Origin of the sequence: Symbioplanes lichenis (genome assembly GCF_030709675.1) — a bacterium.
GTDB lineage: Bacteria > Actinomycetota > Actinomycetes > Mycobacteriales > Micromonosporaceae > Actinoplanes > Actinoplanes lichenis.
Genome location: NZ_JAUZQD010000005.1, coordinates 421,542 through 436,331 on the forward strand (window position 1 = coordinate 421,542; position 14,790 = coordinate 436,331).

At 71.7% G+C, this 14,790-nt stretch carries 13 protein-coding genes; 8 read left to right on the forward strand and 5 right to left on the reverse strand.

All coding sequences use genetic code 11. From position 1 onward, the window contains the following. The first annotated feature begins 9 nt into the window (after positions 1–9). From RAN62_RS14860 to nudC, 3 genes are read left to right on the forward strand one after another with little or no spacing between them, the layout of a single operon-like run. Positions 10–1,317, forward strand: a complete 1,308-nt coding sequence (locus RAN62_RS14860) for a M16 family metallopeptidase (RefSeq protein ID WP_305785181.1) — start codon at positions 10–12, stop codon at positions 1,315–1,317. Then, positions 1,314–2,633 carry a M16 family metallopeptidase gene (locus RAN62_RS14865; RefSeq protein WP_305785182.1) on the forward strand — a complete coding sequence of 440 codons (1,320 nt, stop codon included), beginning with the start codon at positions 1,314–1,316 and terminating at the stop codon, positions 2,631–2,633. The genes RAN62_RS14860 and RAN62_RS14865 overlap by 4 nt, the downstream gene beginning before the upstream one ends. Then, entirely contained in the window at positions 2,630–3,571 is a 942-nt protein-coding gene (nudC, locus tag RAN62_RS14870) for an NAD(+) diphosphatase (protein WP_305785183.1), read from the forward strand. Before RAN62_RS14865 ends, nudC begins: the two co-directional genes overlap by 4 nt. Here nudC and RAN62_RS14875 read toward each other — a convergent pair. After that, positions 3,568–3,810: a mycoredoxin gene (locus RAN62_RS14875; protein WP_305785184.1), complete on the reverse strand. Its 243-nt coding sequence runs from the start codon at positions 3,808–3,810 to the stop codon at positions 3,568–3,570. The genes nudC and RAN62_RS14875 overlap by 4 nt on opposite strands. Positions 3,811–3,890: 80 nt before the next feature. On the opposite strand from RAN62_RS14875, the gene RAN62_RS14880 reads away from it, so the two are divergent. The 3 genes from RAN62_RS14880 to RAN62_RS14890 all read left to right on the forward strand — a co-directional run bounded on the left by RAN62_RS14880 (position 3,891) and on the right by RAN62_RS14890 (position 6,988). Beyond that, positions 3,891–6,014: an ATP-dependent DNA helicase UvrD2 gene (locus RAN62_RS14880; RefSeq protein ID WP_305785185.1), complete on the forward strand. Its 2,124-nt coding sequence runs from the start codon at positions 3,891–3,893 to the stop codon at positions 6,012–6,014. Between the two features lie 126 nt (positions 6,015–6,140). Further along, positions 6,141–6,488: a hypothetical protein gene (locus tag RAN62_RS14885; RefSeq protein WP_305785186.1), complete on the forward strand. Its 348-nt coding sequence runs from the start codon at positions 6,141–6,143 to the stop codon at positions 6,486–6,488. 137 nt (positions 6,489–6,625) lie between these two features. Next, positions 6,626–6,988: a WhiB family transcriptional regulator gene (locus RAN62_RS14890; RefSeq protein ID WP_305785187.1), complete on the forward strand. Its 363-nt coding sequence runs from the start codon at positions 6,626–6,628 to the stop codon at positions 6,986–6,988. Positions 6,989–7,457: 469 nt separating this feature from the next. Here RAN62_RS14890 and RAN62_RS14895 read toward each other — a convergent pair whose 3' ends face one another. The 3 genes from RAN62_RS14895 to RAN62_RS14905 form a co-directional block, all read right to left on the reverse strand. Beyond that, a complete protein-coding gene (locus RAN62_RS14895) occupies positions 7,458–8,804 on the reverse strand; it encodes an ABC1 kinase family protein (protein ID WP_305785188.1) in 1,347 nt (448 codons plus the stop codon). A gap of 565 nt (positions 8,805–9,369) precedes the next feature. Continuing rightward, entirely contained in the window at positions 9,370–10,860 is a 1,491-nt protein-coding gene (locus RAN62_RS14900; protein WP_305785189.1) for a hypothetical protein, read from the reverse strand. Between the two features lie 268 nt (positions 10,861–11,128). Then, on the reverse strand, positions 11,129–11,290 hold the full coding sequence (locus RAN62_RS14905; protein WP_015625326.1) for a DUF5679 domain-containing protein: 162 nt from the start codon (positions 11,288–11,290) through the stop codon (positions 11,129–11,131). A gap of 808 nt (positions 11,291–12,098) precedes the next feature. Between RAN62_RS14905 and RAN62_RS14910 the strand changes: the two genes are divergently transcribed. Further along, positions 12,099–12,632: a M48 metallopeptidase family protein gene (locus tag RAN62_RS14910; protein ID WP_305785190.1), complete on the forward strand. Its 534-nt coding sequence runs from the start codon at positions 12,099–12,101 to the stop codon at positions 12,630–12,632. A gap of 55 nt (positions 12,633–12,687) precedes the next feature. Next, positions 12,688–13,284, forward strand: a complete 597-nt coding sequence (locus RAN62_RS14915) for a hypothetical protein (protein ID WP_305785191.1) — start codon at positions 12,688–12,690, stop codon at positions 13,282–13,284. 194 nt (positions 13,285–13,478) lie between these two features. On the opposite strand, the gene RAN62_RS14920 is transcribed toward RAN62_RS14915, so the two are convergent. Then, entirely contained in the window at positions 13,479–14,714 is a 1,236-nt protein-coding gene (locus RAN62_RS14920) for a zinc-dependent metalloprotease (protein WP_305785192.1), read from the reverse strand. Positions 14,715–14,790: the final 76 nt, after the last annotated feature.

A 14,790-nucleotide genomic window follows, 5' to 3' on the forward strand; every position in this document is an offset into this window, starting at 1 on the left:
ATTCGAGCGGTGGCGCGCAAAGTGAAGATTCCCGCGACGAAGTATCCGGTCGAACGCCTCACCCTCGACAACGGCTTGCGGGTGGTCCTCACGCCCGACCGCAGTGCCCCCGTCGTCGGTGTGGCCGTGGTCTACGACGTCGGCATCCGCTCCGAGCCGGAGGGGCGCACGGGCTTCGCCCACCTCTTCGAGCACCTCATGTTCCAGGGCTCGGAGAACCTCGAGAAGCTGGCGCACTTCCGGCACGTGCAGGGCGCCGGCGGCAGCTTCAACGGCTCGACCCATCTCGACTTCACCGACTACTTCGAGGTGCTGCCCGCGGGCGCCCTCGAGCGGGCGCTCTTCCTCGAGGCCGACCGGATGCGCGGCCCCCGGCTCACCGAGGAGAACCTGCGCAACCAGGTCGACGTGGTCAAGGAGGAGATCCGGGTCAACGTCCTCAACCGGCCCTACGGCGGGTTCCCCTGGCTCAAGCTGCCGGCGGTGATGTTCGAGACCTTCCCCAACGCCCACGACGGCTACGGGTCCTTCACCGACCTGGAGTCCGCCACGGTCGACGACGCCGCCGAGTTCTTCCGGAAGTACTACGCGTCGGGCAACGCGACGCTGGCCGTCGCCGGCGACTTCGACGTGACCCAGGCGACGGAGCTGATCCAGCGGCACTTCGGCGACGTGCCCGCGCGGCCCCGGCCCGAGCTGCCCGGCTTCGACGAGCCGGGGCTGACCGCCGAGCGCCGGGAGAGCTATGTCGACAAGCTCGCTCCCCTGCCCGCGGTCGCGTCCGGCTGGCGGGTGCCCGATCCGATCGCCAACTTCCAGGACTATCTTCCGTACGTCGTCCTGGCCGAGGTCCTCACCGACGGTGACGCGTCCCGGCTGGTCGAGCGGCTGGTCCAGCGGGATCGCATCGTGACCAGCGTCGGGGGCTACATCGGCTTCATGGGCGACGAATATCAAGTGCGCAACCCCACCGCGTTCCTGCTGCAGGCGCACATGCCCCCGGGCGGCGACGCGGACAAGGTGCTGCGGGTGGTCGACGAGGAGCTGGACCGCCTGGCGACCGGCGGGCTCGCGCCCGGCGAGCTGGCCCGCACCCAGGCCCGCATGGCGACCCACCTGCTGCGCGACACCGACGCGGTGCTCGGGCGGGCCCTGCCGATGGCCGTGCTGGAGCTGCAGCGCGGCCGCCCCGAGCTGCTCAACGAGCTGCCGCGGCTGGTCGGCGAGGTCACCGAGGAGCAGATCGTCGCGGCTGCCGCCGCCCTGCGGCCCGAGAGCCGCGCCACCGTCGAGGTCATCGCGGGAGCGAACGCATGAGCAAGCACACCCTGCCGGACCTCGTGCCGGACTCGAAGATCCGGCTGCCCAAGCAGGCCGAGCGCACCCTGGGCACCGGCCTGACCGTCATCGCCGTGCGCCGGCCCAGCGTGCCCCTGGTCGAGCTGCGGCTGCGGGTCCCCTTCGGCCGGGCGCCGCTGGCCCGCGCCACGCTGCTCTCCCAGGCCCTCTTCACCGGCACGACGTCCATGTCGAGCATCGACATCGCCGCCGAGCTGCAGGCCGTCGGCGGCGGGCTCTCGGCCGGGCTCGATCCCGACCGGCTGCTCGTCACCGGCAACTCGCTCGTCTCCGGGCTCGACCGGATGCTGGAGATCCTCGCCGGGGTGCTGACCGAGCCGGCGTACCCGGCGGACGAGGTCGGCACCGAGCGCGACCGGCTGGTCGACCACATCCAGGTCGCGCAGAGCCAGCCGGCCCACCTGGCCCGGACGGCGCTGCTGGAGCGGGTCTACGGCCGGCACCCCTACGCCGTGCAGACGCCCACGCCCGAGCAGGTCCGGGGCGTCCGTCCGGCCCAGCTCCGCGCGCTGCACGCCGACCGGGTCCGCCCCGAGGGCGCCGTGCTTGTGCTGGTCGGCGATCTCAACCCGGAGAAGGCCATCGACGCCGCCGAGCGGGCGCTGAGCGGCTGGAAGGGCACGGGCAAGGACAGCACCGTCCCGCCCGCCCCGCCGCTCGAGCCGGGACCGCTGCTGCTCGTCGACCGCCCCGGCTCGGTGCAGTCGTCGCTGCGCATGGCGCTTCCGGCCGTACCGCGGACAGACCCGGACCATCCGGCGCTGCAGCTCGCCAACATGGTCTTCGGCGGCTACTTCTCGTCGCGCTGGGTCGAGAACATCCGCGAGGACAAGGGCTACACCTACGGCCCGCACACCTCGATCGAGCACTTCCTGGCCGGCTCGACGCTGGTCGTCGCGGCCGAGGTGGCGACCGAGGTCACCGGTCCGGCGCTGCTGGAGACGATCTACGAGCTGGGCAAGATCGCGAGCCTGCCGCCGGGTGAGGAGGAGCTCGAGCAGGCCCGCCGGTACGCCCTCGGCACCCTGCGCCTGAGCATGTCCACCCAGGCCGGGCTGGCCGGGCTGGCCAGCATCTACGCCAGCTTCGGGCTCCGCCTCGACCATCTCACCGCGTACTCGGCGGCGCTGGCGGCCGTGACCCGCGAGCAGGTCGCCGAGGCCGCCGCGAAATACCTGGCGCCCGCGCGGGCCGTCACCGTGGTGCTCGGCGACGCGGAGAAGGTCGAGGGCCCCCTGAGCGCCCTCACGAGCGTGGAGCGCAGCGCCGAGTGAGCACCGCGGAACAGCCCGACATCGGCGAGCAGCCGGGCCTGGACGGTCCGCCGCTCGCGCGGACGACCCTGGACCGGGCGGCCGGGCACCGGACGGATCAGGCCTGGCTCGACGAGGCCTGGGCGACGGGGCTCGTGCTGGTCATCGACATCGCCGGCGGCGGCAAGGTGCACGTGACCGACAAGCCGTCGCTGGTGCTCGTGGGGGCCGATGCCGCACCGGAGGGGGAGCGGCTGTTCCTGGGCGTCGACGCTCTCGGCGTACCCATCTTCGCGGTGTCCTCGTCCTTGCCGGAGGCCCCGGAGGGGGCCGAGGCCCGCACCCTGCGGGACATCGGCGACCGGCTCGACCCGCGCGACGCCGGGATCCTGACGACCGCCGCGGCGCTGGGCAACTGGCACGCGTCGCACCGGTTCTCGCCGCGCAGCGGGCAGCCGACGACCGTGACCGACGGCGGCTGGGTGCGGGTCGACCCGGACGGGCGGCAGATGTGGCCGCGCACCGATCCGGCGATGATCGTGCTGGTCCACGACGGGGTCGCCGGGCCGGAGGGGCGCTGCCTGCTCGGGCACAACGCCAGCTGGCCGGCCGTCGGCGGGGTGCGGCGCTTCTCGTGCCTGGCCGGGTTCGTCGAGCCGGGCGAGTCGGCCGAGGCCGCGGTCGCCCGCGAGGTGCGCGAAGAGGTCGGCATCGCACTGCGCGGCATGACGTACGAGGGCAGTCAGTCCTGGCCCTACCCGGGCTCGCTGATGCTGGGCTTCACCGCGTCGGCGGACGCCGCGCAGCCGTTCGTGCTGGACCCGGCCGAGATCGACGAGGCGCGCTGGTTCACCCGCACGGAGATCGCCGCCATGATCGACGGCGGTCTCCCGGGCGTGGGCTTGCCGATGCGCTCCTCGATCGCTCTCTATCTGATCGAGCGCTGGCGGGAAGGTTAGGCGCTGGCCGCGGCCAGGTGCTCCTTGACCTGCACGATCGACGGGTTGGTCATCGCGGTGCCGTCGTCGAACTTCATCGTGGGGACCGTCTGGTTGCCGCCGTTGACGCTCATCACGTATTCGGCGGCGGCCGGGTCCTGCTCGATGTCGATGACGTCGTACGCGATGCCTTCCCGGTCCAGCTGCGACTTGAGCCGGTGGCAGTAACCACACCAGGGCGTCGAGTACATGGTCAGCATCGGTCTGGTCCCTTCGAAGAAGTCACATGGCACTGTGCCATCCCGTGAAACGCGGCGCGGCGGTGTCATGATTCCCGGTTGTGACTGCGGAACGTGTTCTTGCCGGGCTCGACCCCGATCAGCGTAAGGCGGTGACCGCCCCCGCGGGGCCGGTCTGCATCCTGGCCGGGGCCGGAACAGGTAAGACACGAGCTATTACCCACCGGATCGCCTATCGCACTCTTTCGGGCGAGATCAGCCCCCGGCACGTGCTGGCGGTGACCTTCACCGCCCGGGCCGCCGCCGAGATGCGCGCCCGGCTCACCGAGCTGGGCGCCGGGCGGGTGCAGGCGCGCACGTTCCACGCCGCCGCGCTGCGCCAGGTGCGCTACTTCGCGCCCCGGATCCTCCAGGGCCGCGCCATGCCCGAGCTGGTGGAGAGCAAGGCCCGGCTCGTCGCCGCGGCGGCCACCAGCGTGGGCGTGCGCGCCGACCGCACGGTGGCCCGGGACCTGGCCGGCGAGATCGAGTGGGCGAAGTCGTCGCTGGTCGAGCCGGGGGAGTACGCCGTCGCGGCCACCAAGGCGCTGCGCGAACCCCCGTTCGACGTGGCCAAGGTCGCCGACATCTTCACCGCGTACGAAGTCCTGAAGCGTAAGCAACAGGTCATCGACTTCGAGGACCTGCTGCGCGCCGCCGTCTGGGGCATCGAGGACCATCCCGATGTCGGCGAGCAGGTCCGCTCGCAGTACCGGCACTTCGTCGTCGACGAGTACCAGGACGTCAACCCGCTCCAGCAGCGGCTGCTCGACGCGTGGCTCGGCGGGCGCGACGACCTGACCGTGGTGGGCGACGCGTCGCAGACGATCTACTCGTTCACGGGGGCCACGTCGTCGTACCTGATCGACTTCCCCCGGCAGCGCCGCGAGGCCGTCGTGGTGCGGCTCACCCGGGACTACCGCTCGACGCCCCAGGTCGTCGGGCTCGCCAACGCCGTCATCAAGCAGGCGCGCGGCACCGAGGCGAAGCTGCGTCTCGAGCTGATCGGGCAGCGCAAGCCCGGGCCCGAGCCGGATCTCAAGATCTTCCCGGACGAGCCGGCCGAGGCGCTGGCGGTCGCGCGGCGGTGCAAGGAGCTGCTCGCGGCGGGGACCCCGGCGAGTGAGATCGCGATTCTGTTCCGGACGAATGCGCAGTCGGAGGCGTACGAGGAAGCCTTGGCCGAGGCCCAGGTGCCCTATGTCGTGCGGGGCGCCGAGCGGTTCTTCGAGCGGACCGAGGTGCGGCAGGCGATGGTGGCGCTGCGGGCGGCCGTACGGTCGACGCCCGGCGAGACCCCCCTGGTCCCCGCCGTGGTCGATGCCCTCGCGGCGACCGGGTGGTCCCGCACTTCCATCCCGCCGGGCGGGGCGCAGCGCGAGCAGTGGGAGGCCCTCGCCGCCCTGGTCACCCTGGCCGAGGAGTACGCCCGGAGCCCCGCGCTGGAGCCGATAGGGCAGGCGGGCGCGGTGCAGCGGGACGTGACCCTGGCCGCCTTCACCGAGGAGCTGGCGCGCCGGGCCGAGCAGCAGCACGCGCCGACCGTGGAAGGCGTGACGCTCGCCTCGTTGCACTCCGCCAAGGGGCTCGAGTGGGACGCCGTGTTCCTGGTCGGGCTGGCCGACGGCACACTGCCGACCGCGTACGCGAAGACGCCCGAACAGCTCGAGGAGGAGCGCCGCCTGCTCTATGTCGGCGTCACCCGGGCGCGTGAGTGGCTGTGGCTCTCCTACGGGCAGCTGCGGGGCAACGGCGGCCGGACCCGGCGGCCGTGCCGGTTCCTGCCGCAGCTCACCGACACGCGGCACCGCACCTTCGAGAAGGCGGGTACGGCCGGCGGTCAGAAACCCGTCAACCGGCGCGTGGTCATCGTGTCCTGCCGGGTGTGCGGCACCACGCTGCTCAACGGCACCGACCGCAAGCTCGGCCGCTGCGCCACCTGCCCGTCCGACCTGGACGAAGAGCTCTTCGAGCGTCTGACGGCGTGGCGCGCGCGGACCGCGGCCGAGCAGAAAGTCCCCGCGTACGTCGTCTTCACCGACGCCACGATCGTGGCCATCGCCGAGCGGCGCCCCGCCACCCCGCCGGAACTGCTGGCCATCGCGGGTATCGGACCCCGGAAACTGGGCCAGTACGGGGAGGCCGTCTTCGCCCTCGTTGCGGGATCCGGAAACTTTGAAAGTTAGCCCGTTAATTCGTTTGCCTCGCCCCCGCGAAGCGCATAGCCTCAGTTCACACCTGGTCGAGCGGCCTGCTCACCAGGGGATTGCACCATCGAGCGCACCACGACACGGAGAAGGGAAGTGAACACGATGAGGCTCATCAACGAGATCGAGCGTCCGTCGGTGTTGCTGCCGTCCTCCGTGTGCGCTCCGTCCGCCTCGTGGCTGCCGGTGTCCCCGGTCGCCGTGCTGCCGGTGTCCCCGGCCGCCGAGCGGGCTCACGTTGCGGGGGCGCACCAGGTCTCCGGCGCTTACCAGGCCCCGGTCCAGGCCGAGCTGGGTCAGGAACTGGCGACCGTCGGCGGCGGCTCCTACGGCAGCGGCATCAGCACCACTGGCACCACCACTGGGTTCAAGGGCAGCAATGGCTTCGATCTTGCGATGAAGCGTCGCACGGGAGATGCCCGCGGTGTCCCGCCTCGAGGAAGGCCGGTCTGAGCGACTCAGACCTCCGGCTCACCTCGAGGCCGCGGAACCCTTAACCGGGATCCGCGGCCTTAATTTTTTGCCGGCCCACCGGCCGGCGACGAACACGATCCAGAAGATCGATTCACAGAGAGAGGTGACCGGGCTTTATGAGTCTGGCGCTCGCTTCGCTCGACGTGACCGTCGAGACCGAGGCAAACCTGCCCTGTCGGAAGTTCGACCCGGACCTGTGGTTCTCCGACCAGCCCGCCCAGCTGGAGCTGGCCAAGTCGCTCTGCGGGGACTGCCCGCTGCGCGTCGAGTGCCTCGCCGGCGCGGTCGAGCGGGCCGAGCCCTGGGGAGTCTGGGGTGGCGAGATCTTCGAGCGCGGGGCCGTCGTGCCCCGCAAGCGGCCCCGCGGCCGCCCGCGCAAGGTCGACGTCGCCCGCGACGCCGAGCTCGCGGTCGAGGTGGAGGAGCGGCTCGCGGCCACCGGCCTGGAGTCCCGCAACTCGGTTCGCCTGGCGGCCTGACATGACCACCCTTCCCCAGCCCCTGATCAAGAAGCCGGAAACCGAGATGTCGCTGAACGGAGCCCCGAAGGTGAAACTCATCCAAGAAGCGCTGGCCCGAGCCCGAATGCGTCGGCCTCAGGCCGACCACACTCCTGAGGCACACCGTCCCGCTCGCCAGGTAGCCATGGAGGCCCGTCGCCGGGCCGCGCGCGAACTGGGCGGACGCTACTGATCCCACCCCACACCGAGAGACCCCGCCTGCGGCCGGCGCCGCGGGCGGGGTCTCCGCTGTCCGCTGATTGAGTCCCTCGCTCGCCTGGGTCCTGTGCGATTTCCGCGCGCCCTGGCCCAGGCCCGTTCAGCTTTCCGCTCGCCCGGGCTCTTGGAGCTTTCGCTTACCCAAGCCCGCCGGCCGGGTTCGACCTCTCGCGGCTCATCCTTCCGTCTGCTCGCCGCCGCTCTTCTCTCACCCGCTTTTCTCGTCTCCTCACGCCACGGGGGCGAAGCCGGGGAGCCACTTCTCGAGGATCGCGCGGTAGGGCGCCTTGGCCTCGAGCTGGCAGAGCACGCCGATCGAGCCGAGCGTGACCCGATGGATGAGCAGGTAGGACGGCGGAAGGTTGAGCTTGCGGCTCAGCTGGAAACCCGGCGACCGGGGGCTCGACAGGCGTGTCGCCTCAGCGCGGATCCAGCTGCGGGTGAAGCGGAACTCGTCGGTGGCGACCGGCTCGAGCATGGGCAGCAAGAAGTCGAGCACGCCCTGGGCGTCGAGATCGTCGTCGGGCCGGATGAAGCCCTCCTCGCGCAGGCCGTCCGCGACCCCGGCGGCGTCGCCGTCGAGGGCCAGCCGGACCAGGCGGCCGATGGGCTCGGGGTGTCCCTCGGGCAGGCGGGCCACGGCGCCGAAGTCGATGACCCCGAGCCGGCCGTCGGGCAGGATCCGGAAGTTGCCCGGGTGCGGGTCGGCGTGCAGCAGCCCGGCCCGCCCCGGCGCCGAGAAGTGCAGCACGGCCATGAGCCGGCCGGCCTCGTCGCGCTCCTCCTCCGTACCATCGCTGATGACACTGGCCAGCGGGCGGCCCTCGACCCACTCCGAGACCAGCACCTTCGGCGCGGACGCCACGACGCGGGGGACGAAGATCTCAGGATCGCCGGCGTACGCGGCGGCGAAGGCCTTCTGGGTCTCCGCCTCCATCGCGTAGTCGAGCTCCTCGGTCACCCGCTCGCGCAGCTCGGTCAGCAGCGGCTTCATGTCCATGCCGGGCTGGATCACCTTGAACATCCCGGCCAGCCGCCCGAGCTGCTTGAGATCGGCGATCAGCGCCTCCCCGGCGCCCGGATACTGGATCTTGACGGCCACGGGCAGCGTCTTCGGCTTCGCCCCCTTGCGCGACGGCGGCAGCTTCCACACGGCCCGGTGCACCTGCCCGATGCTGGCGGCCGCGGCCGGACTGTCGTCGAACTCGGCGAACTTCTCCCGCCAGTCGTCGCCCAGCTGCTCGGCCAGTGCCTTGTGCACGCTCGCCGTGGGCATGGGCGGGGCGGCTTCCTGCAGTTTGGTGAGCGCCTGACGATAGGGTCCGGCCATCTCCTCGGGCATGGCCGCCTCGAAGACGCTCAGGGCCTGGCCGAACTTCATGGCCCCGCCCTTGAGCTGCCCGAGCACGCTGAACAGCTGCTCGGCAGTGCGCTGCTGAATGTCCGCCGCAATGACGTCGGTGGCGATGCCGGTGACCCGCTTGCCCAGCCCCAGCACGGTACGCCCGGCGAACCCGAGCGGCAGCGCAGCAAGCTTGGCAGTCCGGGACGCCGCACGACGCGGTATATCGCTCACCAGATCATTGTGACCGACATGACGGCGATCGACCTCCTCGACTGCGTCCACCACCCACCCGACCGCCCGGAATGCACGCCTAGCACGCCTCTGTCGTTTTTGCGCGACCGCCCCCGGCCGCGAACACCCCACGCCACGCCGCCAGCCATCCGACCCGCGAGCCCCGGCAAGCAGCCCGCCGACCTGCGCGGACGCGTGTCCCCGAACAGCTGTCCTCATCGCTCGCGCGCCACTTCGAACTCCATGGCTTGTTCGTCACAGCCCGCTTCTCCACGCATGCGTCACAGGCGGCGGCGCGGCCTGTTGAGCAGAGATGGATTGCCCAAGCGCTGCACCGGCGACGGGCGCTGTGTGTCGCGGGCGAAGGCAAGGCGGGGTATGGGCGAGCTCCTGAGGTTGAGCCCAGCTTGGGTGAGGCGCGGGCGCAGTCAGGAGTGGGGTGGGTTGCCCAGCTTGTGGCGCGGGCGTTGGAGGCGGGGTGTCAGAGGCGGCGGGGTGAGGCGCGGGCGCAGTCAGGAGTGGGGTGGGCTGCCCAGCTTGTGGCGCCGGCGTTGGAGGCGGGGTGTCACGGGCGGCGGCGGGATGAGGCGCAGGCGCAGTTGGGGTGGGGTGTCCAGGTGCGGCGGCGGATGCGGCTCGGGGACCAGATCTCGACCTCGGCGCCGAGGGACTCGGGCTCGCCGCCGTCGATGAAGAGGAGGGCCTCGGCGACCACGTAGCCGATCGCTGCCCAGGCGCCTGCCACGCTGAGTGGCTCCTGCCCCGGGCGCTGATTGGGCACCGCGTAGGGATCGTCCATGGCGGTGTGCCCGTCCGGCCACGCGGCGGGCAGCGTGAAGTCGCCTTCCGAAGCCGCCCACGCGGAGGACGGCGAGCCGCTCGCATCAGGGAAGTCAGGACCGAGCGTGGTCGCATCACTGGAGGCGTGGGCGCGCGCGGCGGTGGGCGGGTCGACGGGCTCGGGGGAAGGCGGGGCGGGCGGCTCGGGGACAGCGCGGGCGGGCGTGGTGGGCGGCGGGCCGGCGAGGGCGGCAGAGATCGGGTCGGGGCAGTCGGGGGGAAGCGGGTCGGGGAAGTCGAGGGGAACCGGGTCAGGGGTGATGGGGTCGGGGAAGTCGAGGGGGACCGGGTCGGGCGAGATCAGCTCGGGGAAGTCGGACGAAAGCTGGTCGGGCGCGGCGGTTGGCGGGAGGAGGCGGAGGGCCTCGCTGGTGGTTTCGTTGCGGTAGAGGACCAGGCAGTTGAGGCAGGGGCGGCCGGTGGCGGGGACCAGGGGGCCGATCACGGTGGTGGCCTCGCGGACGGTGACGGGGAGGTAGGGACGGCGGCGCTGGAGGTGGGAGAGGGCGAGGAGGGCGACGGGCTTGTCGGGGGCGAACTGGATGGTCAGGGCGGGGGCGGCGGAGCGGATCGGGCGGGTGTCGGTGGCGGGGGCGGCGGCCTCGACGGCCTCGGTGACGGCTGTGGCGCGGGGGGTGCCCACGGCGGACGGGGGCAGGGGAGCGGTGATGCGGTCCTCGTCGGTGATGGTGCCGGCGAGGTCGGCGTGGATGTGACCGATGCCGGCCTGGGCGAGGGCGACCGCGATGCCGGCGGCGAGGCGGCTGCGGCCGGCGACGACGACCTTGGCCTCGCGGCGCTTGCGGAGCAGGGAAGCGGGGCTGGCGGTCTGGCCGCGGGACGGAGGACGGCGGCTCAGCCGGGGCGGGCGCAGGGCCAGGGCGGCGGCCTCGCCGGACAGGAGGCGGCGGCTGGCGGTGTCGAAGGTGGGCGGGATCAGCCGCTGGGCCGGGACGACCAGGCCCGCCTCGGCCAGGACCTCGAGCAGCGTGCCGGCCTCGGCCGGGGGAATGCCCAGGTCGGCCGCGAGGTGCAGGAGGGTCCGCTCGGGGCGGGTGCCGTCGAGGAGATCGAGCAGGTGGGCCAGGACCGGGTCGGGCAGGTCGACCAGGACGGCATAGGCAGGGTCGAGCCCCAGCTGCAAGGTGTGTACGCCGCGCCAGATGCGCGGGAGCCCCGGCAGCAGGGTGGGACGTTGCAGGGAGGGGCGCGTCATGGGTGACACGGTGTCACGTCCGGCGCGCGGGCTGCTTTCGTTGTCCACAGGGCTGCAGGAGCTCGTGCTCGGTTATCCCCAGGATGTCCGAAGTTATCCACAGACCCCGAGAAGCGGTGGATAACTACTCAACGTTTTGGTTTAGCTACTAGCCGCGCATCGGCCGGCGCCCAGAACTCGAGCCGGGAGCGGACCCCCGGGAGGGTGAAGCGAACTGGCGACGGCGGGAGCGATCGGTGACCGCTCCCGCCCAGCCGTGGGACAGCGCTCAGGCCTTGGCCTTGCCCAGGATGCGGTTGACCGTCGTGCCGCAGACCGGGCACTTGCCCTTGGCCATGTTCATGCCGGTCTTCGAGACCTCGACAGTGCCCTGGAAGTCGCGCTTCTCCTTGCACTTCACGCAGTAGCCGTTGTACGTGTTGTCGGCCACGGTTCCTCCTCGTCATGTTGTCGGCCGGGTCGGCCCGGTGCCTCGATTGCGATCGGATCGGCGACCTCGACCGCTCGCAAGGCGTGCTCGCGACGGCAGCCGCGATCTGTGTTCGGCGCTGGACCGCTCCGCGACCAGCGGATATGGCCACCCCGCCAGGGGCGGACACTACCCACGTCCGGCCCTTTCCATGTCAGCGCGGCGTCGGCGGTGTCGTCGACGTCGTGAGTTTGCCCGCCCGGATGACCCATATCGGGCAGATTGGGGTGGACACGCCGACGAATTACTTCAGAACGGCAGGAAAGGGACGTCTGGGACGTCGTCAGGGCGAATTTCGGGCGTTCTGCGAGGACTTGCGCCGCATCTGTGCCGAGTGGAGCGGCGTGACACGATGTGGCGCATCTCATGATGGCTTTTGTCGGGTTCGCGCGAGGCGAGGCAAGGCGTGACCTTCAAGGGTCAGGACGACCACGCCTCCGGGGCCGGCGGGTCCGCGCGTCGGGATCAGGGTGACCGGACCCCGGCGCCCAAGGTCACCACGAATGCGATTCGCATCGATAAGTGATCTTGAAAGGACGCCCGGAACAGAAGCGGATCTTGGTTCCTGTGGGGCAGTTGGGGGTAGGACTGACAGCGAGTTAGCCTGGGTTCGAGAGGGCCAGTGTTGCGCCCGTGGAAAATATTTTCGGATTTTCCGGGACGATTCTCACATTTAGGGCGCGTGTCATTTGCCGTACCCTTGCGGCGACCTGGGCCCGACGGATTAACGTCGCAATGTGAAGCCGAGTCTGGGCTGCGCGAGCCGGTAATGGCCAGGACGCGCAAGCCTGTCGTCGAAGTGCGGCGCAGTCAGCGTCGTCGTCGCACGGTGTCCGCGTACCGGGAGGGCGAGCGCGTCGTCGTCCTCATTCCCGACCGCTTCTCGCGCGACGAGGAGACCGAGTGGGTCGCGCGGATGCTGGATCGCCTGGCCGCCCGTGAGGAGCGCGTGCAGCGCACGGACAGCGAGCTGCTGCTCCGCGCGCGCCGGCTGATCACCCGCTATCTGCCCGACCACGAGAGCCGGGTGCACCCGGCCAGCGTGCGTTGGGTCACCAATCAGAACGGCCGCTGGGGGTCGTGCACCCCGGACGACGGGACCATCCGGATCTCGCACCGCATCCAGGAGATGCCGGACTGGGTCATCGACTACGTGCTCCTGCACGAGCTGGCCCACCTGGTCGTCCCGAGCCACAGCGCCGCCTTCTGGGACCTCGTCAACCGCTATCCGAAGGCGGAACGAGCCCGCGGCTACCTCGAGGGCATCTCCGCGGCCACCGGCCTGGTGCTGGCCGACGATTGAAGCCCGCGGCGCAGCGCGGAGGCGCGGGGCCGGCGGGCGCGGCTAGTGTCGGGGTGTGACCAAGCGAGTCGTGGTGGCGCTCCTCACCCCGGTGACGTGGAGTCCCCCCGGGGTGGACCTGAGCAAGTGGCGCGCGGCGCTGGCCGAGGATGTCGTGGACCTGCTGGCGCGGCTGGCGGAGGCGCAGCCGGCCATTGCGGCGACCCGGGAGGATCTGGCGCTGGCGGAGGAGATCGCCTGGCCGGGGACGCCGATCTACGAGGTGGCGACGGCCACGGTGGGACCGGTGCTGCGGCGGGCGGCCGAGGACGGCTACGACCAGGGCGCCGTGCTGGCCGCCGACGCCGCCGACCTGCCGGGGATGATCCTGGGCAAGCTGCTCCGGCCGCTGGGCAGCAAGCCGGTCGCGGTCGCCCCGGCCGGACGGGACGGTGGCCTGCTGGCGGTGGCCGCCACGCTGCCCGCCCCGGAGTGGCTCGCCGACCTCGATCTGGACACGGCCACCCCGATCACGGCCCGGAGGGGCGCACCCCAGCCGAGCCTCGTCGAGTCGACACCCGAGTGGCGGCGCCTGCGCGGGCCGGCCGACCTCGCCACCCTCGACATGGCCCTCGAGGGCTGGGAGAACACCCGAGCCCTGCTGAGCGGCTGACCGAGCGGCGGGATCACGAAAGCGACCGCCCCGGCACGAGCGAAACCGGCGCGCGGGGTTGAGGGGCGCAACCACTCACGCAGGTCGCCCGGTGGGGTTTCGCGATCTGGACGCGTCAGCGGCCAGCGAAACCACGCCGGGCCCTCGGCGGGAGCGACGGTCCGTACCCACCACCCCGCTACGACAAAAAGCTCTTAATCCTTGGAATCTCCGTCGCCCAGTCCCTCGAGCTCGGAGATGTCCCAGTCGTCCTTGGCGGCGGCGAACTTCTGCGGGTCGGCGAAGTCCTCGTCGGTCGGCAGCAGGTCGGGGTGGTCCCAGAGCGCGTCGCGGCCCTGCACCCCCCGCGCCTCGGTCACTGCCACCCACAGCGCACCCGCCTCGCGCAGGCGGCGCGGGCGCAGCTCCAGGCCGACCAGCGCGGCGAACGTCTGCTCGGCGGGCCCGCCGGCCGCGCGACGGCGCCGGAACGCCTCGCCCAGCTGGACCACCGACGGCAGCCGGTCGCCCGCGGCCAGGTCGACGACGTGGCCGACCCAGCCCTCGACCAGCGCGAGCACCGTCTCCAGGCGCACGAGCGCGGCCTTCTGCTGCGGCGTGTCCTCGGGCGTGAAGATGCCCTCGAGCGCCATGGCCTGCATCGACTCGGGGTCGCTGGGGTCGACGCGGCTCATCGCCTCCTCGATCGCCTCGCGGTTGACCGTGATGCCGCTCGCATAGGTCTCCACCGCGTTGAGCACGTGCGCCCGGAGCCAGGGCACGTGCTGGAAGAGGCGCTGGTGGGCGGCCTCGCGCAGCGCGACATAGAGCCGGACCTGGTCCTCGGGGATCTCGAGGCCGTCGCCGTAGGTCTTGATGTTGGCCGGGATCAGCGCGGCGGTGCCGGCCGGGCCCAGGGGGAGACCGATGTCACCCGCCGAGAGCACCTCCGCGGCGAGCTGGCCCAGCGCCTGGCCGAGCTGGCCGCCGAAGAGCGCGCCGCCGAGCGTGGCGACCATCGACTGCATCGGGCCGAGCTGGGCGCGGGCCTCCTCGGGCACGAGGTCGCCCATCGCGCCGACCATGCGGCCGGCGATCGGGTCGCAGAGCTTTTTCCACACGTCGAGCGTGTTGTAGACCCACTCGTTGCGGTTCCACGCTGTCGCGTCGCGGATGCCGGAGGGCATCGCGGACGCCGGGTCGAGCCACAGGTCGGCGAGGCGCAGGGCCTCGGTGACGGCACTGTGCTCGTACATGCTCACCGCGGGGTCGCCGGTCGCGCTCAGCTGGCTGGCCGCCACCTGGCGGGCCAGATCCCAGTTGACCGGGCCACTTCCGGGCGCGGCGAACATCTGCTGCAGCTGATTCATGAACTGCTGCATCTGCTGCGGGTCGGAGGGATCGGGCGGCTGGGCGCCCGGCAGGCTGAAGCCGAACGGGATATCAGGCACGTCCCCAACGGTACGCGCGTCAAGCCCGCAAATGCGCCATGCCGGTGTCAGCTCAGAGAGAACTCAGGGACGGTTG

Coding starts and splice junctions, on each gene's coding strand:
- RAN62_RS14865 (WP_305785182.1), top strand. CDS start 1,314: ATGAGCAAGCACACCCTGCCGGACCTCGTGCCGGACTCGAAGATCCGG.
- RAN62_RS14875 (WP_305785184.1), bottom strand. CDS start 3,810: ATGCTGACCATGTACTCGACGCCCTGGTGTGGTTACTGCCACCGGCTC.
- RAN62_RS14885 (WP_305785186.1), top strand. CDS start 6,141: ATGAGGCTCATCAACGAGATCGAGCGTCCGTCGGTGTTGCTGCCGTCC.
- RAN62_RS14890 (WP_305785187.1), top strand. CDS start 6,626: ATGAGTCTGGCGCTCGCTTCGCTCGACGTGACCGTCGAGACCGAGGCA.
- RAN62_RS14900 (WP_305785189.1), bottom strand. CDS start 10,860: ATGACGCGCCCCTCCCTGCAACGTCCCACCCTGCTGCCGGGGCTCCCG.
- RAN62_RS14910 (WP_305785190.1), top strand. CDS start 12,099: ATGGCCAGGACGCGCAAGCCTGTCGTCGAAGTGCGGCGCAGTCAGCGT.